The organism is Brevibacterium sp. Z349TD_9 (assembly GCF_056173565.1).
The window spans coordinates 3,180,414-3,203,536 of sequence record NZ_CM149680.1 but is presented as its reverse complement, the minus strand read 5'-3'; the positions used below and the strand labels follow the sequence as shown (position 1 = coordinate 3,203,536).

Annotated in this window: 24 protein-coding genes and 1 tRNA gene; 15 read left to right on the top strand and 10 right to left on the bottom strand. The window is 68.0% G+C overall.

The window, feature by feature from the left end:
- Positions 1-148 precede the first annotated feature (148 nt).
- Positions 149-224: transfer RNA gene (locus AC0VYB_RS14890), tRNA-Thr, on the top strand.
- Positions 225-262: 38 nt separating this feature from the next.
- On the opposite strand, the gene AC0VYB_RS14885 is transcribed toward AC0VYB_RS14890, so the two are convergent.
- Entirely contained in the window at positions 263-1,774 is a 1,512-nt protein-coding gene (locus AC0VYB_RS14885; protein WP_063248840.1) for an MFS transporter, read from the bottom strand.
- A 127-nt stretch (positions 1,775-1,901) separates the two neighbouring features.
- On the opposite strand from AC0VYB_RS14885, the gene AC0VYB_RS14880 reads away from it, so the two are divergent.
- The 3 genes from AC0VYB_RS14880 to AC0VYB_RS14870 all read left to right on the top strand — a co-directional run bounded on the left by AC0VYB_RS14880 (position 1,902) and on the right by AC0VYB_RS14870 (position 4,401).
- Positions 1,902-3,014, top strand: a complete 1,113-nt coding sequence (locus AC0VYB_RS14880; protein WP_063248841.1) for a M4 family metallopeptidase — start codon at positions 1,902-1,904, stop codon at positions 3,012-3,014.
- Positions 3,011-3,397: a hypothetical protein gene (locus tag AC0VYB_RS14875; RefSeq protein ID WP_063248842.1), complete on the top strand. Its 387-nt coding sequence runs from the start codon at positions 3,011-3,013 to the stop codon at positions 3,395-3,397. The genes AC0VYB_RS14880 and AC0VYB_RS14875 overlap by 4 nt, the downstream gene beginning before the upstream one ends.
- A gap of 104 nt (positions 3,398-3,501) precedes the next feature.
- Positions 3,502-4,401 carry a tryptophan 2,3-dioxygenase gene (locus tag AC0VYB_RS14870; RefSeq protein ID WP_063248843.1) on the top strand — a complete coding sequence of 300 codons (900 nt, stop codon included), beginning with the start codon at positions 3,502-3,504 and terminating at the stop codon, positions 4,399-4,401.
- A gap of 81 nt (positions 4,402-4,482) precedes the next feature.
- On the opposite strand, the gene AC0VYB_RS14865 is transcribed toward AC0VYB_RS14870, so the two are convergent.
- Together AC0VYB_RS14865 and AC0VYB_RS14860 are read right to left on the bottom strand one after the other, a co-directional pair.
- On the bottom strand, positions 4,483-5,277 hold the full coding sequence (locus AC0VYB_RS14865) for an alpha/beta hydrolase (RefSeq protein WP_193338523.1): 795 nt from the start codon (positions 5,275-5,277) through the stop codon (positions 4,483-4,485).
- Entirely contained in the window at positions 5,270-6,268 is a 999-nt protein-coding gene (locus AC0VYB_RS14860) for an SGNH/GDSL hydrolase family protein (RefSeq protein WP_063248845.1), read from the bottom strand. The genes AC0VYB_RS14865 and AC0VYB_RS14860 overlap by 8 nt, the downstream gene beginning before the upstream one ends.
- A 256-nt stretch (positions 6,269-6,524) precedes the next feature.
- Here AC0VYB_RS14860 and AC0VYB_RS14855 point away from each other — a divergent pair, with 256 nt between their 5' ends.
- A complete protein-coding gene (locus AC0VYB_RS14855; protein WP_063248846.1) occupies positions 6,525-7,796 on the top strand; it encodes an amidohydrolase in 1,272 nt (423 codons plus the stop codon).
- Positions 7,793-9,589, top strand: a complete 1,797-nt coding sequence (locus AC0VYB_RS14850; RefSeq protein ID WP_475384787.1) for a threonine/serine exporter family protein — start codon at positions 7,793-7,795, stop codon at positions 9,587-9,589. Before AC0VYB_RS14855 ends, AC0VYB_RS14850 begins: the two co-directional genes overlap by 4 nt.
- A 9-nt stretch (positions 9,590-9,598) precedes the next feature.
- Here AC0VYB_RS14850 and AC0VYB_RS14845 read toward each other — a convergent pair whose 3' ends face one another.
- Positions 9,599-10,300, bottom strand: coding sequence for a uracil-DNA glycosylase (locus AC0VYB_RS14845; RefSeq protein WP_095376308.1), 702 nt, complete (start codon positions 10,298-10,300; stop codon positions 9,599-9,601).
- Between the two features lie 159 nt (positions 10,301-10,459).
- On the opposite strand from AC0VYB_RS14845, the gene AC0VYB_RS14840 reads away from it, so the two are divergent.
- The 5 genes from AC0VYB_RS14840 to groL all read left to right on the top strand — a co-directional run bounded on the left by AC0VYB_RS14840 (position 10,460) and on the right by groL (position 15,921).
- Positions 10,460-11,926: an aldehyde dehydrogenase family protein gene (locus AC0VYB_RS14840; RefSeq protein ID WP_009376449.1), complete on the top strand. Its 1,467-nt coding sequence runs from the start codon at positions 10,460-10,462 to the stop codon at positions 11,924-11,926.
- Positions 11,927-12,275: 349 nt separating this feature from the next.
- Positions 12,276-12,542, top strand: a complete 267-nt coding sequence (locus AC0VYB_RS14835; RefSeq protein WP_009376448.1) for a DUF3263 domain-containing protein — start codon at positions 12,276-12,278, stop codon at positions 12,540-12,542.
- Between the two features lie 2 nt (positions 12,543-12,544).
- Positions 12,545-13,198, top strand: coding sequence for a LytR C-terminal domain-containing protein (locus AC0VYB_RS14830; protein WP_259800827.1), 654 nt, complete (start codon positions 12,545-12,547; stop codon positions 13,196-13,198).
- 278 nt (positions 13,199-13,476) lie between these two features.
- A complete protein-coding gene (locus AC0VYB_RS14825; protein ID WP_009376446.1) occupies positions 13,477-13,680 on the top strand; it encodes a cold-shock protein in 204 nt (67 codons plus the stop codon).
- Between the two features lie 603 nt (positions 13,681-14,283).
- Positions 14,284-15,921: a chaperonin GroEL gene (groL, locus tag AC0VYB_RS14820; protein ID WP_009376445.1), complete on the top strand. Its 1,638-nt coding sequence runs from the start codon at positions 14,284-14,286 to the stop codon at positions 15,919-15,921.
- Between the two features lie 171 nt (positions 15,922-16,092).
- Here groL and AC0VYB_RS14815 read toward each other — a convergent pair whose 3' ends face one another.
- The gene (locus AC0VYB_RS14815; protein ID WP_009376444.1) at positions 16,093-16,863 is read right to left on the bottom strand and encodes a DUF1707 SHOCT-like domain-containing protein; all 771 of its coding nucleotides are present in this window, start codon (positions 16,861-16,863) and stop codon (positions 16,093-16,095) included.
- Positions 16,864-16,975: 112 nt separating this feature from the next.
- On the opposite strand from AC0VYB_RS14815, the gene AC0VYB_RS14810 reads away from it, so the two are divergent.
- The 4 genes from AC0VYB_RS14810 to AC0VYB_RS14795 all read left to right on the top strand — a co-directional run bounded on the left by AC0VYB_RS14810 (position 16,976) and on the right by AC0VYB_RS14795 (position 19,615).
- On the top strand, positions 16,976-17,725 hold the full coding sequence (locus AC0VYB_RS14810; protein WP_095376251.1) for a sulfite exporter TauE/SafE family protein: 750 nt from the start codon (positions 16,976-16,978) through the stop codon (positions 17,723-17,725).
- 141 nt (positions 17,726-17,866) lie between these two features.
- Entirely contained in the window at positions 17,867-18,709 is an 843-nt protein-coding gene (locus AC0VYB_RS14805) for an OadG family protein (protein WP_101623550.1), read from the top strand.
- The gene (locus AC0VYB_RS14800) at positions 18,709-18,927 is read left to right on the top strand and encodes an RNA-binding S4 domain-containing protein (RefSeq protein ID WP_009376441.1); all 219 of its coding nucleotides are present in this window, start codon (positions 18,709-18,711) and stop codon (positions 18,925-18,927) included. The genes AC0VYB_RS14805 and AC0VYB_RS14800 overlap by 1 nt, the downstream gene beginning before the upstream one ends.
- 49 nt (positions 18,928-18,976) lie before the next feature.
- Positions 18,977-19,615 (top strand): M23 family metallopeptidase, encoded by a 639-nt coding sequence (locus AC0VYB_RS14795; RefSeq protein WP_259821505.1) that lies wholly within the window; start codon positions 18,977-18,979, stop codon positions 19,613-19,615.
- Between the two features lie 6 nt (positions 19,616-19,621).
- On the opposite strand, the gene pspAB is transcribed toward AC0VYB_RS14795, so the two are convergent.
- From pspAB to AC0VYB_RS14770, 5 genes are all read right to left on the bottom strand, one after another.
- Complete coding sequence (gene pspAB, locus AC0VYB_RS14790; RefSeq protein WP_063248852.1) at positions 19,622-20,218, bottom strand: PspA-associated protein PspAB; 597 nt, start codon at positions 20,216-20,218, stop codon at positions 19,622-19,624.
- 66 nt (positions 20,219-20,284) lie between these two features.
- Complete coding sequence (htpX, locus tag AC0VYB_RS14785) at positions 20,285-21,196, bottom strand: zinc metalloprotease HtpX (RefSeq protein WP_009376438.1); 912 nt, start codon at positions 21,194-21,196, stop codon at positions 20,285-20,287.
- Positions 21,197-21,341: 145 nt separating this feature from the next.
- The gene (gene pspAA, locus AC0VYB_RS14780) at positions 21,342-21,626 is read right to left on the bottom strand and encodes a PspA-associated protein PspAA (protein WP_009376437.1); all 285 of its coding nucleotides are present in this window, start codon (positions 21,624-21,626) and stop codon (positions 21,342-21,344) included.
- Complete coding sequence (locus AC0VYB_RS14775) at positions 21,626-22,369, bottom strand: PspA/IM30 family protein (protein WP_009376436.1); 744 nt, start codon at positions 22,367-22,369, stop codon at positions 21,626-21,628. The genes pspAA and AC0VYB_RS14775 overlap by 1 nt, the downstream gene beginning before the upstream one ends.
- Before the next feature lie 314 nt (positions 22,370-22,683).
- Positions 22,684-22,971 carry a WXG100 family type VII secretion target gene (locus AC0VYB_RS14770; protein WP_009376435.1) on the bottom strand — a complete coding sequence of 96 codons (288 nt, stop codon included), beginning with the start codon at positions 22,969-22,971 and terminating at the stop codon, positions 22,684-22,686.
- Positions 22,972-23,123: the final 152 nt, after the last annotated feature.

The following is a 23,123-nucleotide window of genomic DNA, read 5'->3' as shown; positions in this document are numbered from 1 at the left end:
AATCCGCAGGATCACCCCGAATGAGCCCTGGCCATCATCCGCCGAAGCGGCCGAGTTGCCCGACGCTCTCAGAGCTCCGGCTTTTGTCGCCCGAGTGCCCGATGGACTACTATCGTGTAGGCATTGAGCGCGGGAGAACCGCGCCCGCGCCTCCTTAGCTCAGTTGGTAGAGCACCGCTCTTGTAAAGCGAAGGTCGTCAGTTCGAGTCTGACAGGGGGCTCCACCGAATCGGGTCCGGCAGTCTGCTGCCGGGCCCGATCGTCATCTCCGGCTCGGGTGGTCGGCCGATGACCACTCGGAGGGGGACTGTCCGGTCTGATCCTCGTCGGTGGGTCGGCTCCCTGCCTCGTTCGACCGGCCGGCGCGCCCGGCGGCCTGAGGCTCCGCCCCGGCTGGCGGGCGCTCCTGTCCCGCGTTCCGCCCCGGGAGGCCGATCCTCTTCGCCCACACGAGCACCCAGACGGCACCGGCGATCGCGAAGAGGCCGGTGAAGAGGACGCCGAACTGCAGCGAGGCGATCGCGATGACGAGGGCGATGACCGAGGGGCCCGCGAGCTTGCCGCCGTTGTTGAAGATCGCCCAGATTCCGAGGAACCGGGCCCGCCCGATGGCAGGCGAGAGGTCCGCGCCGATCGTCATGTTGACCCCCGCGCCGAGGCCGTTGCCCACGGCCATGATCCCGACCGCGACGATCATGCCCACGAGGGTGGGCATCGTCACCATCGCGATGAACCCGGCCCCGAAGATCGTCAGGCAGGCGACGAGCGTGGCGACCCGGCCCAGATGGTCCTTGATGTAGGCACCGAGGAACATGAAGACGAGTTCGAGCCCCGCCCCGAAGGCGATGAGCAGCGAGATCTGCGACTCGTGCAGTCCGATCGAGACACCCCACAGCTGGATGACGACCGGCTGTGCCGACCGCGCCACGGTGAGCGTGATGATCGAGATCCCGACGAGGATGACGGCGTTCCAGCGCACATCGAGGCGGGCTCGCCGAGGTGGTGCGGCAGTTGCAGACGCCCCCTGAGCGTGAGTGTCACCTGAGATCGGATGCTGCGCTGAGTCGGAGGCGGCTTGGGAATCGCGTGGGACCGTCGTCACGGTGGTGGCGTCGGCCGCGTCGGCTCGACCTCGGGCAGTCTCACGGTGGTCCGAATGCGCCGACGCCGTTCCCGTCGCCGCGTCTCCCGAGGTCTGACCGTAGTCGGGGATCCGTGCGATCGGCAGGGCGAGGACGAGGATCGCGAGCAGCCCGGCGACACCGGCGAAGACGAAGACCGACCATATCGGGAAGACGAGCATGAGTCCGGCACCGATGATCGGCCCGACGAGGTTGCCCACCCGCATGCTCCCGCCGAGCGCCGTCATCGCCTTGGCCAGATGGGCAGAGGGCATCACCTCGGCGACGACGGCCTGCCGGGCGAGGTTCCACACATCGGACACCGGCGCGAAGAGCATGAGTGCGATCGTGTAGACGACGATCGATCCCGCCGAGTCCCAGAGGAACGCGACCACGATCGCTGCGAGGACGACGATCGCGGTGACCGTCGCGACGACCATGGCGCGAAGATCGCCGAGGCGGTCGATGAGGATCCCCGCCGGCACCGTCGCGAGCAGTGAGACCGCGCCCATGATGCCGACGGTCGCGGCCGCGAACGCCGAACTCGCCCCGAGCGAGAGCGCACCGAGGACGAGGACGGGCAGGATCGCTCCCAGTCCCGCCGCGAAGAGCAGCGAGGGGATGAGCACCGGCCACAGGATGGGTTTGAGCACATCACCAGTCTATGGAGGGTGCCCATGGGCCGACCGAGGCGTCCGCAGGGCGGTGTGCGGGCGTCTTCTCCGACCGCTGTGACGCCGCTCCCATCGAACACTCGGGCGAAGATGAGAGCGTGGTCACATGAGAACAGCGAACACAGTGGTCCCGCCGTACCTGCTCAGCAACCTCGCCGACAACGGCGGCGAGAGGTTCCCCCGCGCCGCCGACGCCGCCCGCACGGGCCTGAGAGCCGACGCCCGAGTGCGTCAGCTGCGCGCCGAAGGCCTGCGCGCAGCACCCGACGACTCCTCGGCGACTGCCCGGACCCGCAGCGCCCAGGCCGGTGAGGCGACGGGTCCGAACCGCCAGATCCACGACGCGCAGAACAAGGAGGACCTGCCCGGCGTCCTCGTCCGCAGCGAGGGCGAGGGACCCGTCGCCGACGACGCGGTCAACGAAGCCTACGACGGCCTCGGCGCCTCGTATGCCCTCTTCGCCGAGGCCTTCGACCGGAACTCCCTCGACGGTCAGGGCGGACCCCTGCTCGCGAGCGTCCACTACGGTCAGGACTACGACAACGCCTTCTGGGACGGTCGCCTCCTCGTCTTCGGCGACGGCGACGGTGAGGTGTTCACAGGCTTCACCGGCTCCCTGTCGATCATCGGCCACGAACTCAGCCACGGCGTCATCACCCACACCGCCGACCTCGAGTACTTCGACCAGTCCGGCGCCCTCAACGAGCACTGCGCCGACGTCTTCGGGGCGCTGACCGAACAGCATTCCGCCGGGCAGAACGCCGAGGACGCGACCTGGCTCATCGGCGCCGGAATCTTCACCGAGGCGGTCACCGGCAAGGCCCTGCGCTCGATGATCGCCCCGGGCACCGCGTACGACGACGACGTCCTCGGCAAGGACCCGCAGCCGGACCACATGGACGGCTTCGTCCGCACCGAATCCGACAACGGCGGCGTCCACCTCAACTCCGGCATCCCCAACCGCGCGTTCGCGGTCGCGGCGACGACCGTCGGCGGTCCCGCGTGGGAGACCGTCGGGCAGGTCTGGTACGGCGTCCTCACCGGATCCGAGATCACGACGACGACCGACTTCGCGCAGTTCGCAGATCTCACCATCGCCGAGGCGGCCGACCAGTTCGGAGAGGGATCTGACGTCCACGACGCGGTCGTCGAAGGATGGACGACCGTCGGCGTCGTCACCGGGCCCGCAGCCCGGGGAAACCGAGGGAGCAGCTGGTGAGCACCGCAGGATCCGGTGACCGGGAGTTCGGTCACCTCCTCGTCGAGCGCAGCGGAGGGATCGGCGGATTCCTCCTCGTGTGGGATCTCGACATCGACACGAGCAAACACCGTGAGGAGCTCGGCGAACGCGTCGCCGACCTCCCGTGGCCGAGCCGAGGCGACGGGCACGCTGGAGCATCGGGTGCCGGTGGGCAGGCGGCGGCAACCGGCGCCGCTCCGGGCGGGTCGGTGTCTTCGGCCGATCGCTACGTCTACCTCATCGAGAGCCGCTTCGGGCACGCCCGGTTCGGGGAGAAGGAGCTCACGGGGGAGTGGAAGGAGCTCGTCGACCACGTCCGCGACGTCGCCGAACCCGAACGCCGCCGCCCCGGCGCCGACTGAGCCGACCGTACCGGCTGGGGTGGAGGCTCAGACCGAGCGCCCGCCTCGGCGGCGATCGACCGCCTCGGCGAGGGGGTGGGCACCGGCCATGACATCCTTGTCCCATGACTCATGACACGTCGACAGCCGAGAAGAACGAGCGCGCCCTCGAGGACGAGATCCACACCGACCTGCGGGAGCAGATGACCTACGGGTCGTACCTCGACCTTGATCGGCTCCTCACCTCGCAGCATCCGGTGAGCGATCCCGAGCACCATGACGAGCTGCTCTTCATCATCCAGCACCAGACGACCGAGCTGTGGTTCAAACTCGTCATCCACGAACTCCTCGACGCCCGCCGCCTCATCGCCGCCGATCAGCTGCAGCTCGCGCTCAAGCGCATCGCCCGCGTCAAGCACATCCAGAAGACCCTCACCGAACAGTGGTCGGTTCTCGCGACGCTCACCCCGAGCGAGTACGTCGGCTTCCGCGACGAACTCGGTCAGTCCTCCGGCTTCCAGTCCTGGCAGTACCGGGCCGTCGAGTTCCTTCTCGGCAACAAGAACAAGGGCATGCTCGCCGTCTTCGACGCCGAACCCGAAGCACAGGCGCAGCTGCGGCGCTACCTCGAGGAGCCGAGCGTCTACGACGAGTTCCTCCGGTTCCTCTCCCGCCGCGGTCTGCCCGTCCCGCAGCGCATCCTCGACCGCGACGTCTCCGTCTCGCACACCTTCGACGAGGAGCTGCTCGAGACCTTCCGCATCATCTACGAGAACCCCGAGGAGTACTGGCTCGAGTACGAGAGCTGTGAGGAGCTCGTCGACCTCGAGGAGAACTTCCAGTTCTGGCGCTACCGCCACATGCGCACGGTCCTGCGGATCATCGGCATGAAGCGCGGCACCGGCGGCTCGAGCGGCGTCGGATTCCTCCAGAAGGCCCTCGACCTCACGTTCTTCCCTGAGCTCTTCGACATCCGCACCGGCATCGAGAACGGCCCCGGGACGCGGACGGCCCCGAAGCACTGAGCACCCGTCCGGGCGCTCGGCAACCCGGTGCAGGGTGGCTCAGCGCCCGGAGGGTTGCTGGGATCGTCCGGCGGCGTGTGCTCAGCGGTCCCCGAAGAGGAGCTCGACGACCTGCGGGAAGTACGGCGAGGACGGCTCGACGAGGTCCATGTGATCGGCGCCGGGCAGAACAGTCAGCTGTGCCGGGAAGTTCTGCGAGAACGACACGTCGACGATCCCGTCGGCGTCGCCGTGGATGATGTGGGCATCGGCGCGCTCGGGGATGAGCACCGCCCGCGACCGCGGGTCCTCCCACAGGTACGCGGCGAGGTCCTCCTGCGGAGGCGCGCCCATGTAGTCGAGCACGGCACCGTCGGCGAGTCCGTCATTGACCTCCCGGAGCAGATCCGAGATCGGAGCGAGCGGACGCAGCCGGAAGTCAGGACCGTCCGCATCGAGGTGGCTCGCCCATGCGAGCACGAGGCACCCTCCCGCGGAATGCCCCGCGACGACGGGCCGGTCCCGCGCCTCGGCGGCCACACCCCACGCCTCGAGCGAATCGAGGGCGAAGCTGATCGCCGCGGTGACGTCGTCGAGGCAGCGCGGCTGCCCGCCGATGCGTCCGTACTCGACGAGGACGCAGAGCACCCCGGTCTCGGCGAGCGCCTGGGCGAGCGGCCTGGCGTGGACGAAGTCGATGCTCGGGCGGAAGTATCCGCCGTGGACGAAGACCACCACCGCCGAGGCGGTCGCCGGGTCCCCGTGGACCTCGACGAACTGGTCGGGATCGTCCCCGTAGGGGTGGCGGACGATGTTCGGCTCAGCACCGAGCCGCTGCCCGAGCGCGTCGAGTGCCTCGCTGCGCGCATCTTCGGTCGATCCGTGTGTCTCACTCATCTTCGTCCTCCTTGACGATTCGCCTGCCGTCGACTGCCAACCGGCCGTCGTCGCTGATCAGCTGTGCGGTCTCGACGTCGACCCCTGTCCGTTCGCCGGCGGCCTCGGCGGACCCGGAGCCCTCGCCGTCAGAGGGGTCCCCGCCGGAGAACCCGGGCTCGTGAGCGGCGGCGGTGACGTCGACCTCGTCGTCGACCGCGATCTTCCGCACCGGGGAGAGGTCGGGGACCTTGGGGCTGAGCAGGTCGCCGGAGGACTGGCCGCGCAGCCGCCTGCCCACCCACGGCGCGAGATGCTCGCGCGCCCACTTCGACTCCTCGACGACGACGTCGCGGATCGCCCGGGTCGTGCGCGGCGGCATCCCGAAGCCCGTCGTCGGCAGCGAATGACCGGATTCGAGGGTCGCGAGCGCCTGCCGGGCGACGAGGTCGTGGCCGTCAGGGGAGAGGTGGATCTTGTCCTCGGCCCACATGTCCTCGGCGTAGAGGGGGCGCAGACCCCAGACGTCGACCATGTGGCAACCGTGGCGCTGCGCGATCGTCCACAGGTGCGCGTTGTAGACGCCGACGCGCGGACGCACCGCGCGCAGCAGCGGCGACATCGTCTCCGTGTCGAAGCCGTTGGCCATGACGACCTCGATGCCCTCGTCGCGCATCGCGATGACGGCGCGCTCGAACTGGTTCGCCAGCCCGTCGATGTCGGTGCGCGGGCGCAGGCAGTCGTTGCCGCCGGCACAGAAGCTCACGAGGTCCGGTTTGAGGTCGAGGACCTTCGGCACCTGCTCGTCGATGACACCCTGGAGGAGGCGGCCGCGGATCGCGAAGTTCGCGTAGAGGAGCTCGGGTCCACCGGCCGGAGAGTCGACAAGGAGTTCGGCCAGCCGGTCGGTCCACCCCCGGAATCGGTCGGGGGTGCCGTCGGGGTCGGGGTCCATGAGGCCCTCGCTGAAGGAGTCGCCGATCGCGACGTAGGAAGTGATGGTTTCGAGCATCCTCAGCTCCTTCTGATCGTTCGTCCGCTCTCTCCAACCTATACCCACAGTCCCCATGCCGCTCCCATGCCCGACCGCCTGATCTGTGCATGCGCGCCACACCCGCTGAGTCGTCGGCGGGAGATGCCCCAGAGGTGCCTCGACCGCGTGGTGAGAGCCTTGAACGGGCACCCCCGTGGCGTAGACTCGACACCGCGGCACAGCAGCCGCGCACCTTGAGCGAAGAGCACCCGGCACACGCATCTGAAGGAGCACGATGTATCGATCGGTCCCCGTCCCCGCACGCCACGACGTCGCCATTGTCAATGCGAGGATCCTGCCGATCGCCGATGCGCAGGGTGAGCGTGCCGAACCCATCGAGTCGGGCACGATCGTCCTCGCCGACGGCCGCATCGCCGCCGTCGGCGGACCGGAGACCGAGGTGCCCGAGGGCACCGAGGTCATCGACGCCGCGGGCCGCTGGGTGGTCCCCGGCTTCATCGAAGCCCACGGCCACCTCGGCGTGCATGAGGACGGAGAAGGCTGGTCGGGCGACGACACGAACGAGATGACCGACCCCAACGGGGCGGGCCTGCGCGCCCTCGACGGGATCGACCCGGCCGAGCTGGGATTCAAGGATGCCCTGCGCGGAGGCGTCACCTCGGCGCTCATCAAACCCGGATCGGGCAACCCCATCGGCGGGCGCACCGCCTTCGTCAAGACCTGGGGCCGGGTCGTCGACGAGATGCTCGTGACGCAGGACCTCTCGGTCAAGTCCGCGCTCGGGGAGAACCCGAAGCGGGTCTACGGGGACAAGAAGGTCACGCCTTCGACCCGGATGGGCACCGCGAAGATCATCCGCGACGCCTTCGTCGAGGCACAGAACTACCGGGCCAAGCGCGACCACGCCGAGGCTGAGGGCACCCCCTTCGAACGCGACCTCGTCAAGGAGACGCTCGCCGAGGTGCTCGACGGGACCCTCGCATGGGACCAGCACTGCCACCGGGCCGACGACATCGCCACCGCGATCCGGCTGTCCGAGGAGTTCGGGTACCGGCTGGTCATCAACCACGGCACCGAAGGCCACAAGATCGCCGACTTCATCGCCGAGAAGGGCATCGACGTCATCCTCGGCCCCCTGATGACGAGCCGGTCGAAGGTCGAACTCCGTGACCGGACCCTTGCCACCGCCGCAGCGCTCGCCGAGGCGGGGGTGCGGATCGCGCTGACCACCGACCATCCGGTCATCCCCATCAACTTCCTCATCCACGAGGCCTCGCTCGCCGTCAAGGAGGGCCTCGATCCCGTCGTCGCGCTCGAGGCGCTGACGATCAATCCGGCGGCGATCTTCGGCCTCGACGACCGGCTCGGCTCGCTCGCCCCCGGCAAGGACGCCGACCTCGCGATCTGGTCCGGCGATCCGCTCGACCTCGACTCCCGCGCCGAGGAGGTCTTCGTCGACGGACGCCTGGTCTACTCCTTCGACCAGGAGACCGGCACCGCCGAGGTGGCCGACCCGTACGGTCCGACTCTCATCAGCGAGCCGTGACCCAGAGGCCCCCAGACGACGCCGTGACCGGAGCCGGGATCGACTCCGACGAGGCGACCACCGCCGACATCCCCCTCGACGGTGCGGTGACCGAGGATGCGACGACCGCTGACATCCCCGTCGACCGGGCCCCCGCCAAGGTGGTCCGCGACCAGGATGCCGAGACCGGTCCCGTGCGGGGCCGGGAGAGGTCCGAGGCCGGGTCGCAGGCCCTGCGCGAGCTGCTCGAACGCACCCGAGCGCAGCGCCTGGCCGAACTCCAGTCCCAGCCCCAGCGCACCGGCAACGGCAGAGCCCGGACGCAGAAGCAGACCAAACCGCGCACCGACCACCTCGGCGCCTCCCAGCGGGTCGCCCAGCGCGTGGCCCGCCGCACCGTCGGCAGGCTCGTCACCGGCACCTCGGTGAACACCCAGCCGGTGCCGATCATCACCGTCCTCAAGGGCACCCCGTACCAGGCGCCCGTGCAGGCGAGCGAACCGAGCGAGGATGAGGCGCGGATGATCCTCGACCTCGCCGCCGACATCGCCGCGATCATGATGCGCGCAGGGGCGGGCACGAACGACATCGAGGTCTCCGTCATCGCCGCGTGCACGGCGTGCGGACTCTCCACCGCCGAGGTCGACCTCACCTCGAGCACGCTCGTCGTCCACTACTCGACCTCGGACGGGCGGCTGATGACAGTGATGCGCGTCAACCGCGGGGAGTCGACCCACTACGCGAAGCTCGCCTCCGTCCACAAGCTCGTCTCCGACCTCGTCGACGGCCGCATCGGGTTCATGGACGCCCGCAGCCGCCTCGATGCGATCCGCTCGCAGCGTCGGCCCTTCAAGGAATGGTTCGTCACCGGTGCGTGGGGGCTCATGGTCGGCTCCCTCGTCCTCCTCCTCGGCGGCGGTCCGATCGCGATCGTCCTCGGCATCGCGATGGCCGTGTTCATCTTCCAGCTCGGCAAGCTCATCGGCCGCACGAGCCTGCCGTCGTTCTTCATCACCGCGCTCCAGGCGGCGATCGGCACTCTCGTGGCGATGGCGGCGGGCAACTTCGGGCTCATCGACTCCCCGCAGTACCTCGTCGCCGCGGCCATCGTCCTTCTGCTGCCCACGCAGTCGCTCTACTCCTCCGTCCAGGATGCGCTGACGAACTTCCCGCTCACCGCAGCCGGGCGGCTCGTCGGGGTGTTCCTCTCCTTCGCGGGCATCGTCTCCGGACTGGCATTCGGCGTCGCGTGCGGGCAGGCGCTCGGCATGGATCCCATCGAGATCCTCGTGCCCCGCTCCGGTGTCCACGTCGTTGCGATGATCGTCTCGCTCGGTGCGGCAGCGGTCGTCGCGATGGCCGGTGCCGTGGGCATGCAGGCCTCGAGGCGGTTCATCCTCCCCGCCGCGGTCGTCGGCCTCGCCTCATTCATCACGATGATGTCGCTGTCCCTGCTCGGGATGGACAACGTGCTCGCGAGCCTTCTCTCGGCCACCGTCGCCGGCTTCCTCGCCCGGCCCCTGGCACTGCGGCTGGGAGCACCGGCGATCGTGCTGACGATCCCTGCGATCTACACCCTGCTCCAGGGACTCTCGATCTTCACCGCGGTCTACCGGATCGTCGCGGAGACGGAGACGACGACCTTCGCCGAGGGCCTCTCTGCGCTCTTCACCGCGATCCTCGCCAACGCCGCACTCGCCGTCGGCGCGGTCCTCGGCAGCTACCTCGCCCGCCCGCTCAAGGGCCGCAAGGCGGAATCCGTCGCCGATTCCGTGCGCTCAGGGGAGGCACCGCCGAAGGACGTGCAGGGCTGAGGTCTGCGTTCACTCCTGGGCGGGCAGCTGCCAGTCGATCGGGGCGATGCCCTTCTGCGCGAGCAGCTCGTTCGTCCGTGAGAACGGCCGCGAGCCGAAGAAGCCCCGCGACGCGGACAGCGGGGAGGGGTGCGCGGATTCGATGATGGCCACCTCGGCGGGGCCGGAGGTGAGCAGCGGGGCGAGGTTCCGCGCATCCCGACCCCAGAGGATCGCGACGAGGGGACGGTCACGGCTGATCAGCGCCCGGATGGCCCGCTCGGTGATCGCCTCCCAGCCCTTGCCGCGGTGGGAGGCCGGGGAGCCGGGGCTGACGGTGAGGACGCGGTTGAGGAGCATGACTCCCTGCCGGGACCACGCGCGCAGGTCGCCGTGGGCGGCGGGAGGGATCCCGAGGTCGTCGGCGAGCTCCTTGTAGATGTTCGTCAGGGACCGCGGCAGCGGCCTGACCTCGGGGTCGACGGCGAAGGAGAGGCCGATCGGATGACCCGGGGTCGGGTAGGGGTCCTGGCCGACGATGAGGACCCTGACCTCGGACAGGGGCTCGGCGAAGGCGCGGAAGACCGCCTCGCCCGCCGGCAGGTAGGAGCGTCCGGCGGCGTTCTCCGCTCGGAGGAAGTCGCCCATGAGGTGGATGTCGGCTTCGGAGTCGGCGAGCGCCTCGGCCCAGTCGGGGGACATGATCGTGCTCAGCTGCGCATTCGAGGTCATGCCGGTGATTCTATCGAGCACGCGTCGGCCGCCGTGTGCTCCGAGCGCAGACGAGGTGTGCATGATCGCCCAGCCCTCCGGCGTTCAGATCGGCAGGGGCCAGGGGCTATGCTCGGGAGAACGAGTTCATCGGAGAACCTGGAAGGTGAGAGCACCCCAATGACGGAATTTCCCGACGCCACACCCTGGAAGATGTACATCGGCGGAGAATGGGTCGACGCCCTCGACGGAGAGACTCATGACGTCATCACCCCGATCGACCGCAACGTCGTCATCGCCACGGTGCCCGAGGGCAAGGAGGCCGACGCGGACCGGGCGGTCAAGGCCGCTCGCGCCGCCTTCCCCGAATGGGCAGGACTGCCGTTCAAGGAGCGGCAGAAGCTGCTCATCAAGTGCGCCGACGCGCTCGAAGCCGGTTCGGAGGAGCTCGCAGAGCTCACCGCGCTCGACACCGGCAACGCGATCCGCACGCAGGCGAGGCCCGAGACCGTCATCCTCGCCGATCTCTTCCGCTACATGGGCGGCGTCGCCGGTGAGGTCAAGGGCACGACCCTGCCGGCCGGAGACAGGCAGCTCCAGTACACGAAGCGGGTGCCGCTGGGCGTCGTCGCCGGCATCCTCCCGTGGAACTCGCCGCTGATGATCGCGGCGTTCAAGACCCCTGCCGCGCTCGCCGCCGGCAACACGATCGTCCTCAAGTCGGCCGAGGACGCTCCGCTGACGATCCTCAAGATGGCCGAGCTCCTCGACGGGATCCTTCCGCCGGGCGTCCTCAACGTCGTCACCGGCAAGGGCTCGGTCATCGGCGAGGCCCTCAACGTCCATCCCGATGTCGACAAGCTCTCGTTCACCGGGTCGACGAACGTCGGTCGGCACGTCGCCGAGGTGGCCGGCAGGCGTCTGGCGCACTCGTCGATGGAGCTCGGGGGCAAGAGCCCGAACATCATCTTCCCCGACTCCGACGATGAGGACACGGTCGAGCAGGTCCTCCTCTCGACGCGCTTCGCCCGCCAGGGGCAGTCGTGCACGATGGGCTCGCGCCTCTTCCTCCATGAGGACATCTACGACTCGTTCCTCGCCAAGCTCGTCGCCGCGGTGAAGAAGATGAAGGTCGGCGATCCGCGTGACGAGGAGACGGACATCGGCGCGATCATCAACGAGAAGCAGTACGACCAGGTCGCTGACTACATCGAGATGGGCAAGTCGATGGACGGCGTCGAGATCGCCTACGACGGCCACGGTGAGCTCAATGTCGGCGAACCCGGCTTCTACCATGCTCCGGTGATCTTCTCGAAGGCCCAGAACGACTGGCAGACGAGCCAGGAGGAGATCTTCGGTCCCGTCCTCTCGGTCATCCCCTGGAAGACCGTCGACGAGGTCATCGGCATGGCGAACACGAACGAGTACGGACTCGCCGCCTACGTGTTCACGAAGGATCTCGACTCGGCGCTGACGATGGCCGACCGGATCGAGTCCGGGTGGATCCAGGTCAACCAGGGCGGCGGTCAGCTGGCAGGACAGGCCTACGGCGGCATGAAGAACTCGGGCTTCGGACGTGAGGCCTCACTCGAGGGCATGCTCGAGGGCTTCACCCAGATCAAACAGGTCAACATCCGCATCCGCTGAGGGAGGAGCCGCAGCGCACCCGCTGCGGGTCGACGGTCTCCCGACTGGGGGCAGGGGCATCGGCCTCTGCCCCCGGTCGTGCACAGCCCCGCTATGCGCGGGTCGTGCTCTGCCCCGCTCGGACCGTGCAGGATCCATAGGCCGGGACCGACTGTGACTTCCGCAACGGTGACAGTCACGCCCGGCGGGACCCGGCGGTCGCCTCGGCGAGGGGGAAACCCCGGTGCAGAGCCGAGTCCGCCGTCCCTGCGGGTCTCGGAGGGGCGAGCTGGCGCGGCGGGAATGACAGCCGTGTCATTCTGGCGATAGCATAAGCTTCAGAGTACACACCCGAAGGAGCACACCGTCTATGCCGCAGAACGAGGGCACCCCTGAACTGAGTGAGCTCGAGGTGTCCGTTCTGGAATTCGAGCGGCGCTGGTGGAAGTACGGCGGTGCGAAGGACCACGCGATCCGCGAGCGCTTCGACATGTCGGCGACGAGCTACTTCCAGATACTCAACTCCCTGCTCGACAATCCGGCGGCCCTCGCGAGCGATCCGATGCTCGTCAAGCGGCTGCGCCGGATCCGCACGACGCGACAGAGCGAACGTGCGCAGGCCCGCGTCTCGAGGTAGCCATGACTGACGAATTCGACTCCATCGAGCCAGGCCGCCGCAGTGGAGCCCATCGGCAGGACTCCGCGGCCTCGTCGAACCTCGGGGCGATCACGCTGGTCATCGTCCTCGCGCTCGTCGCGGTCCTCCTCGTCGTCGCGGCGATCAACATCATCACCTCGTCCATGCGCGACCCCGAGACGACCGTCGGCGAACCCGCCCCGGAGACCTCGGCGCCGGCGACGCCGAGCCCCTCGGAGAGCGAAGTCAGCGTCGTCGACTCCTCGCTCACGGTCGACGTGCTCAATGGCTCGGGAGTCTCCGGCGTCGCGAAGAGGTTCTCCGACGCGGTCGAGGAGAAGGGCTGGACCATCGGCAAGGTCGGCAACTACTCGACTGCCCGCAGCGACTCGGTCGTCTACTACAAGGACGAGGGATCGGCCGCGCAGGCGAAGCTCGTCGCTGACGCCCTCGGCATCGAGGCCACGGAGCAGTCGGCCGACTTCACCGCCGACCTCACCGTCGTCGTGTGCTCGGACATCGCCCAGCGCGGACCGTCGTCGAGCGGCACGGATTCGGGTTCGGGAAGTGCTGAATCCGAAGGGACCGGCTCGGGCGCCGGCAGTGCTGGATCCGAGGGCGGACAGTCTGAGGGCACCGGCCTCGGTGAGGGCTGAGAGTTCACGCGAATTCACAGGATGAATGCCGCCTGAAATCAAATGTAACGAATTGATAACAGTGTTGAGCGAACCTCTGGCCCGCCCGGCCCTGGGGTAGAGTTTTACCAGCTAGGCAAGCACTGCACCTTGTGTTCTGATCGTGCTTCACCGAGATCAATCTCCAGAGGTCAATGAGAGAAATCGCGGGGTCTGTTGAGGTTTACTAGCGTTCGGATTCCGGCACTGCGTTGTGTCGGAAGCGGATTTCAAATGACACTGCATTCTATGGAGAAGTAATGGCACAAGGCACCGTCAAGTGGTTCAACGCCGAAAAGGGCTACGGATTCATCACCCTCGAAGGCGACGGCCAGGACGTGTTCGTCCACTGGAGCGCGATCCAGATGGACGGCTACCGCTCCCTCGAAGAGGGCCAGCAGGTTGAGTTCGAGGTCGGAGAAGGTCAGAAGGGTCCCCAGGCGGAATCCGTCACCCTCCTCTGAGTCTGATGTCGCCGGCGTGAAGCCGTGCGCGACCGTGCCCCGCGATCTCCGCAGATCGCGGGGCCGCGGTTTTCGCTGCCGGCGTCATCGGTCCGCTGCGATGGCCGTCTGACGGTCGGCTCTGCGGACATCGAGCCACGAGGCGCCGAGTCGATGACGACTCGGCGCCTCTGCATTTTGCGCGGGGCTCACCCCGCGGTGTCGCGGCGACGCCGGTCGGTTGGGGGCTGTCCTCCGGTCGCGCGCGGTCGGTCGGTGGGGCACTGCTGGCGGACGTTCACCGCGCCCCCTGGTGGTGCGACTCGTCCGTCGCCTGCGGTCGCCGCCCCGGACTCGCGTGTTCGCGTCGACCTGCCGTCGGTCGCTTCTCGTCATCGTTTCTCAGAGACTCCCCGGAATTCCTGGCTCCGCGAGGATTTCGTTTGCACTCTCCCCCTGAGAGTGCTAAATCTAGTGGTGGTGAAAACCACGGGATCGCATCAGTCGTCTCGAGAGCGTGGTCCCCGTGTGGAATGGAACATGCGGACACACTCTCTGCCGTCGCGGGCGCTGACGACTGCTCTGGGATCCCAGTCCACTCCATCAGGGAGGATCTAAGCCACTATGGCAAAGATGATTGCATTCGACGAAGAAGCTCGTCGGGGACTCGAAGCCGGTCTCAACCAGCTTGCGGACGCGGTCAAGGTGACGCTTGGACCGCGCGGCCGCAACGTCGTGCTCGAAAAGCAGTGGGGCGCACCCACGATCACCAACGACGGCGTGTCCATCGCCAAGGAGATCGAGCTCGAGGATCCCTACGAGAAGATCGGTGCCGAACTCGTCAAGGAAGTCGCCAAGAAGACTGACGACGTCGCCGGCGACGGCACCACCACCGCCACCGTGCTCGCTCAGGCGCTCGTCCGCGAGGGTCTGCGCAACGTCGCGGCCGGTGCTGACCCGCTCAGCCTCAAGCGCGGAATCGAGAAGGCTGTCGCCGCAGTGACCGAGGTCCTGCTCGACAACGCCATCGAGATCGAGACGAAGGAGCAGATCGCTGCCACCGCCGGAATCTCCGCCGGTGACCCTGCGATCGGTGAGCTCATCGCCGAGGCGATCGACAAGGTCGGCAAGGAAGGCGTCGTCACCGTCGAGGAGTCCAACACCTTCGGACTCGAGCTCGAACTGACCGAGGGCATGCGCTTCGACAAGGGCTACATCTCCGGTTACTTCGTCACCGACACCGACCGCCAGGAAGCCGTCCTCGAGGATCCCTACATCCTCATCGTCAACTCGAAGATCTCGAACGTCAAGGATCTGCTGCCCGTCCTCGAGAAGGTCCAGCAGACCAACAAGCCGCTCCTGATCATCGCCGAGGACGTCGAGGGCGAAGCACTCGCCGTCCTCGTGCTCAACAAGATCCGCGGCACCTTCAAGTCCGTGGCCGTCAAGGCTCCGGGCTTCGGTGACCGTCGCAAGGCCCAGCTCGCCGACATCGCCATCCTCACCGGTGGCCAGGTCGTGTCCGAGGAAGTCGGGCTCAAGCTCGACAACGTCACCCTCGACCTGCTCGGCACCGCCCGCAAGGTCGTCGTCACGAAGGACGAGACGACGATCATCGAAGGTGCTGGAGACGCCGACGAGATCGCCGGTCGCGTGGCCCAGATCCGCGCCGAGATCGAGAACTCGGACTCCGACTACGACCGTGAGAAGCTGCAGGAGCGCCTGGCCAAGCTGGCCGGCGGTGTTGCCGTCATCAAGGCCGGAGCCGCGACCGAGGTCGAGCTCAAGGAGACGAAGCACCGCATCGAAGACGCCGTGCGCAACGCCAAGGCCGCTGTGGAAGAGGGAATCGTCGCCGGCGGCGGCGTCGCCCTCATCCAGGCCGGCAAGGCCGCCTTCGACGACCTCTCGCTCACCGGCGACGAGGCCACGGGTGCCAACATCGTCAAGGTCGGCATCGAGGCTCCGCTCAAGCAGATCGCCACGAACGCCGGTCTCGAAGCCGGTGTCGTCGCCGACAAGGTCGCGAACCTCGAGCCGGGCTGGGGCCTCAACGCCGCCACCGGTGAGTACGAGGACCTGCTCGCCGCAGGCATCAACGACCCGGTCAAGGTGACCCGTTCGGCTCTGCAGAACGCCGCGTCGATCGCCGGTCTGTTCCTCACCACCGAGTCGGTCGTCGCCGACAAGCCCGAGAAGGCCGCACCGGGTGCTGACGCAGCCGCTGCCGGTATGGACGGAATGGGCGGCATGGGCTTCTGATCAGCCCAGCGCTCGACGAGCCGTGCCGGTGTCCGCAGGGACGCCGGCACGGCTCTTCTCGTTGTCACCGCGACGCTGTCTCCGCGAGGCGGTCTCACGGGCCCTCGCCGAGGCTGTCTCACGAGCTCTCGCCGAGGTGGCCGGACGGTGTGGTGCCGACCGCGGGACAGCTCAGTCCCAGGGGTTCTCGCGGCGGTGGCGGCGCTCCTCGCGCCGCCTGCGCAACTCGTCGTCGCGGGGATCGATCTGGCCCGGCCCGTACGGCGGCATCGGAGGGTGCGGGGGCTGGAGTCCGTGGCCGAAGGCCACGTCGTCGTCCTCGACGTCGCGCTGCGGCGCCTCGAGCTGACGTTTGGCCTCCTCATCGCCGAGGTGGGCCCTGGCCCGTTTCGTCAGCTCCTTCTTCCGCCGGCGGATGATCTCGTCTTTGCCGGTGATCTGGGAGACCGCTCCGAAGAACGTCGGAAGGATGATGAAGATCGGCCAGAAGAAGATGAAGGCGCCTGTCGCGATCGAGGAGACCGCCCAGATGAGGAGCGTGAAACCGACAGGGCCTGCGACCATGCCGAGCAGGGCGCGGCGGACGCGGTCGCGGTAGTACTTCTCGGCAGCGGCTTGGATCTGGGTCGGAGTGATGGGGATCCGCTCGTCGTCGAGCTGTGCGAGAGCTCGCTTGCGGGAAGCCTCGTCGAGGTGGTCGGGGTCGATCTCCTCAGCGTCGGCGACGACGAGGTCCGAGACGAGGTCGGGGATCTCGCCGAGAGTCTTGACGCGTCCTGCCGTCTCCATCCGCTCGTCGAACTCGCCGGCGTCGATCTGCCCGAGGGCGTAGGCCTCGGAGAGCACGTCGGTGACGACGGCCCGATCGGCGTCGGAAGCCCTGACCTGGCCGTAGGCGCGCGGGTCTGCGCTGAAGCGGGACCAGAGGGGACGACTTTCCATGCCTCTTACTGTAACCCCGCACGAGCGGCCCGGTTCCTGGGATCTCGCGCCGAATCCGACGCGCTCCCGGACATCCCTGAACGGGGCCTGAACGGCCACTAGACTCTCTCTGGTGGAACCCGTCGTCGTGCTCATCCTCGCCGCAGTCTTTGTCGGAGCACTCTCACAGCGGGTGACGGGGATGGGGTTCGGGCTGGTCAGCGGACCGTTCCTCGTCCTCCTTCTCGACCCGGTCTCCGGCGTCATCCTCGTCAACCTCTGCGGGATCATCGCCAGCGGCACGGTCTTCGCCCGCACGTGGCGCGAGGTCGAGTGGCCGGTGTTCTGGAAGCTGGCCGTGGGCACCGTGGCCGGGACCGTGCCCGGAGCGCTCCTGACGACCGCCCTGCTGACGGCGCCGCTGCAGATCCTCATCGGAGCGCTCATCATCGCCTCGCTCGCCGTCTCCCTCATCATCGGCCGCTTCGGCGCGACGATCCCTGCGAACTTCGGGACGCAGTTCACCTCGGGGTTCGTCTCCGGGACGATGTCGGCGGCCGCCGGTGCCGGCGGCCCTGCGGTGAGCGCCTATGCGGTGCTCACCCGGTGGGAGCAGCGGCCGTTCGCCGCGACCCTGCAGCCGTTCCTCGTCGTCGGCACCGGGTCGGCGATCCTCGCGAAGGCCCTCCTCGACGAGGGTGCCTGGCCGCGGCTCGACCCGACGATCTGGGTGGGGATCGGAATCGTGCTCGTCGCCGGCCTCCTCGGCGGGGATCTGCTGGCGCGGAGGCTGCCGCCGACGACGGCGAGGATCGCGATGATCGTCCTCGCCTTCGGTGGGGGAGCGGCGACTCTGGCCAAGGGGTTGGGGCTGTTCGGGTGAACCTCCTCGGCGGGGAATCGGGACGGGCACGCGCAGGCAACGGGCGGCTGGGACTGAGGGCGCACAGGGGCGCGGCTCAGTCGCTTGCCAGTTTCATCGGGCATACTGGGCAGTGTTCCGTCCATCTGGGAGGCAGAGATCGTGGGAACAGTTTTCCTGTTCATACTCATCGTCCTCGGGGCCATCTTCTTCATCGGCCACCGCAAGGAGAAGAAACGTCAGAAGGAGCTCCACGCCGCGGAGCTCGCGCAGGTGAAGAAGGCTGCGGAAGAGGACGTCACCGAATTCGGCGAAGAGGTCGCCGAACTCGACATCCTCACGTCCGGGGTCGAACTCGACACCGGCGGATCGCAGGACTACAAGCAGGCGCTCGATTCCTACGATGTGGCGAAGGAGACCCTCGAGAAGGTCGAGGAGCCCACTGACATCCGTCATGTCACCGAGGCGCTCGAAGACGGCCGCTACGCCGCGAAGTGCGTGCGTGCCCGCGTCGAGGGCAAGCCGCTTCCCGTGAGGCGCCCGCCATGCTTCTTCAACCCGCAGCACGGACCTTCGGTCGAGGACATCGACTGGGCTCCCGCCGGCGGTCAGCTGCGCCCGGTCCCCGTGTGCGCGGCCGATGCCGAGCGCGTCGCCGTCGGCGCCGAACCCGCGGTCCGCAAGGTCGTCACCGGTGACGGTCACACGCGTCGCGCCTACTGGGAGGCCGGCCCGGCCTACGCCGAGTACAACCGCGGCTACTTCAACTCCTACGCCGGCTCCGGCCTGTTGCCAGGTGTCCTCATGGGCGCCATGCTCTTCGGCGGCATGGGCGGCGGCTGGGACGGCTCGTACGCCGAGGGCTACCAGGACGGCATGGGTGCCGACGGCGAAGACGCCGGCGGCGGCGATGTCGGCGGTGGTGACGGCGGCGGATTCTTCGGCGGAGGCGACGGTGGTGACGGCGGAGGACTCTTCGGCGACTTCGGAGGCTTCGACTTCTGATGGACGTCGTTCCGATCCGTGACGAGTCGATCAGGCTCGGCCAGCTCCTCAAACTCCACGGCGTCGCCGAACACGGCGCGATGGCCAAGGATCTCATCGCCGCCGGTGACGTCTTCGTCAACGGCGAGGTCGAGACCCGCCGAGGAGCGACCATCCGTCCCGGTGACCGTGTCGAGGCGCTCGGCGAGGTCTTCGAGGTCCGGGCAGAGACGGACTGAGGAATGTTGGTCCCATCCGCACCGAACTGAGCACAGCGAGTCGATCGCCGTGCCTGCTGAGTCCTCGTCGGACCGGTCGGGTGCGGCGATCGACTGCGTCTACCCGTTCCAGGGTCGGTGGCTGGTCCAGAACAGCCCTGCCGACCGTGTGCCCAGCCACGGCACCACGCTCTTCGGCAGCGCACATGCGATCGACTTCGTCCCCGTCGATGCGGGCGGGCGATCCGCTCCCTTCACCGTCGCCGCGCTGTTGCGCACGGAGGTTCCTGAGCACTTCCCCGGCTTCGGTCGCAGGCTCTGCTCACCGGCGCACGGGGCGATCATCGTCGTCGAGGACAGCCTCGCCGATCACCGGACCCATCGCGGGTTCCCCTCGCTGCTCTACGCAGCCTCCCAGCGCACCAGGTTGGCCGGCGGGTGGCGGGAACTGGCAGGCAATCACGTCGTCATCGCCGTCGGCTCGGCCTTCGTCGTCCTCTGCCACCTGCAGCAGCACAGCGCCATGGTGGTGCCCGGGCAGTCCGTGACCCCCGGTGTGCCGGTGGCCAGGGTCGGCAACTCCGGAAACAGCACCGAACCCCATGTGCACGTGCAGGCTGTCGATCGGCTCGACTTCGACAACGCGCAGCCGGTGCCGATGAGCTTCGACGGGGGAATGCCGCGAAGCGGCGAGATCATATCCGTGTGAGTATGCTCAGCCCTCGAGGGCGCGGGGAGTCTCGTCGAGTCCGGGCGCGTCCCAGAGCGGGGACCAGCGCGACATGTCGTCCTCGAAGGGCAGCTCACCGGAGAGGATGCCCTTGACCTGGATCTCGAGCGCGTTGTCCCGCTGCCGGGGACCGGTCGGCGCGAAGGGGTAGAACGTGCCGCGCTTGTACTGGTAGACGAGCGCCAGCCGCCTGCCGTCCGGGTGCGCGAAGTACACGGTCGAGCACAGGAGCATCGTGTCGAAGCCCTGGTTGACCAGCGCCGCGTTGACGGCGTGGAGGTTCGTCACGAGGTTGACCACCTCGGCGTCGGAATCGGTGACGACCTGCCAGGTGTAGCCGAAGCCGTCGTTCGTCTGCCGCACGCTCGCGGCCGGGTCGGAGCTGATGAGCGCGACGCTCTCTGCCTCGGCGGAATCGAAGGCCGCACCTTCGACCTGGCGGAACACGACCGCACCGACACCGGTGGGGACGAAACCGGTGGCCGCCTGCAGGGTGAGTGCCGCAGGCGGCAGAGCGAAGAGGTCGTCGAGGTTGGCGCGCTTCGGCTTGGAGCGGCCGAGGATGGCGTCGAAGAAGCCCATGGGTCTCCTAGAGAGTGTCGGTGGCGGTGCCCGGAGCCGACAGCGGCCCGAGCCGGGCGCGGTCGGTCATTCCGGCTTCGAGAGCTGCGCGGAGATCTTCGCCAGCTGGGCGAGCCGCTTGTCGAGCGAGGGGTGGGTGGAGAAGAGCTCCCCGAATCCCGAGCTGCCATGTGCGGCGGGGATGAGGGCGAGATGGTTCGCCGAGGCGGTCTCGCGCAGGTCCTTCTCCGGGATCCTGTTCATGTCCCCGCTCAGCTTCGTCAGCGCCGAGGCCAGCACCGAGGGTCGACCCGTGAGGAGGGCCGCGGCCCGATCGGCCGCGAGCTCGCGGTAGCGGGAGAGGCTGCGGATGAGGAGGAACGAGAGACCGTAGACGACGGCGCCGACGAGGATGAAGAGCAGCTGGATGGGGATGCCGCCGTTGTTGTCGCGGCGTCCGCCGAGGGTCATGTAGTACCCGGCGCGCATCATCAGGGCGGCGACGACGCCGGTGACCCCGGCGACCGTCATCACGGTGACGTCACGGTGGGCGACGTGGGAGAGCTCGTGGGCGAGGACGACCTCGACCTCCTCTCGGTCGAGCTTCTCGAGCAGGCCTCGGGTCACGCAGACGACCGAGCGTTTGGGGGAGCGCCCGGTGGCGAAGGCGTTGGGCACGGCCGAGTTGGACACGGCCACCCGCGGCTTCGTCGAATCCGAGAGCTGCGTGAGCCGGTCGATCATCGTGTGGAGCTCGGGTGCCTCCTCGGGGGTGACCTCTCTGGCCCCCATCGCCTTCATCGCGATCGAGTCGGAGAAGTACCACTGGAAGAAGAACGCCCCGATGCTTACGAGAACGGCGATGATGACACCGGTCGTGCTGCCGCCGAGCATCCACCAGACAGCGAGGATGAGCACGACGTAGATGAGCCCGTTGAGGAAGATCGTCCACCCCATCCGCATGGTGAGTCCGTTGTCCTTGACGAAGCGGTTCGACATCGTGGGTCCTCTCTGGGTTGTGCGCATCCGGCCCATCACCTGGCATCAGGCGACGGGCCGGAAATCGTGGAGTCGAGGTCGGTTGGACCGGGAGGCTGCGGGGCGGAGGGCCGGAGTGCAGCCTCGGCGGTCGGGCGGACCGGACTCAGGCAGGGTCGGGGATGAACCCCTCGCCGGTGAGCAGCTCGGAGATCTCCTCGAGGGTGGCGTCGACGAAGGGGACGACGACGTCGCTCGTGCCGAGGAAGTCGTCGGAGACGGGCTTGCCGTGGCTGACGACGTAGTCGTGGAGCTCCTGCAGTGCGGTGCGGGCCTCCTCCGTGTCACCGGATTCGACAGCGTGCTCGACCTGGTTGTCGTACTTCTGCAGAAGCGCCTGATCGACGTCGGCGACGTCGAACTGACCCTCGCCCATGATCCGGATGATCATCACTGGCCCTCGCCTTCGAGCGACTTCTGGTCCTTCTTCTCGCCGGCCGGAAGAGACTCGCGCATGCGGGCGAGCTCCATCTCGACGTCGTTCTCGCTCGAGAGCGCATCGAGCTGGGCGCTGATGTCGTCCTTCCGCGTTCCTGTGACGTCATCGAGGGCGCCGGAGGCGATGAGCTCGTCGACGGCACCGGCCCGGGCCTGCAGGGCTGCGGTCTTGTCCTCCGCGCGCTGCACAGCGAGGCCGACGTCGCCGAGCTCTTCGGAGATGCCGGAGAACGCCTCGCCGATCTTCGACTGCGCCTCGGCGGCGGTGTACGTCGCCTTGATGGTCTCCTTGCGCGTGCGGAACGCATCGACCTTCGCCTGGAGGCGCTGGGAGGCCAGCGTGAGCTTCTGCTCCTCGCCCTGGAGACCCTCATGCTGGGTCTGGAGATCGGTGATCTGCTGGCTCAGCCCGGACTTGCGGGTGAGCGCTTCGCGCGCAAGGTCCTCGCGTCCGATCTCCATCGCCTTCTGCGCCTGGCCGGAGAGCTTGTTCTGCTGCTGCTCGAGCTGGTTGATCTGCAGTTCGAGGCGCTTGCGGCTGGTCGCGACGTCGGCAACGCCGCGGCGCACCTTCTGCAGCAGTTCGAGCTGCTTCTGGTACGAGTAGTCGAGGGTTTCGTTGGGGTTCTCGGCCTTGTCGAGGGCCTTGTTCGCCTTCGCTCCGAAGATCGTCGCGATTCGTTGGAAGATGCTCACCGTTGTCGACTCCTGCTCTGGTCCTGATCCGGCGAGCGCGGAACGGAAACCTCCCATCCAGGAGTCTCCCGGCCTCGATCGCCGTGAACTTATCGCCTTCAGCCTACTCATAAAGGCTGATAGTTTCCCAGATGCAGACGAGGAAACAGGGACAGATCGGTCCGCGTGTCGCGCCCGGCGCAGCCCCCGGCCACGGTGCTCGAGAGTGCGCAGGAAGCGTGGGCGGGCGGGCCCCGGGACGACCGCAACCGGGTGCGCCGAGGAGCATCCGGCCGGGGTCGCTCGGCGGGGCCGGCACCGATCGGTGGGCTGACTCACGGAGCGAAGAGCCGCGAGTTCGCCGCCTCCACCTCCGAGTACTGGGCCGCCGCGGTGCCGAGGGCACCGTGGATGGAGTTGAGCGACTCGAAGAGCTGCTTCTGCGCGCCCTCCCACTGGTTGATGACCGCCTGGAAGTTCTGTGCCGCGCTGCCCTTCCAGCACTCCTGCAGCGTGAGCAGGTTGCGCAGCATCGTGTTCGACTCCGTTACGAGGGCCTGCGACGAGGCGGCGGTGGCGGTGGCTGCGGACGAGACGCGCTCGGCGTCGACTTCGAAACTCATGGCTTCTCCTTCTCCTGCGATGGTCGCCACCGCGAGAGGCGATGGTCGTGGGGGCAGGGTCCAGCGTTGCCTGATCCACGACCGCGGGCAAGGCGGACGACGAAGGGTGTGGACGGTCCCTGACCGTCCACACCCTTCCAGCACATGAGTGC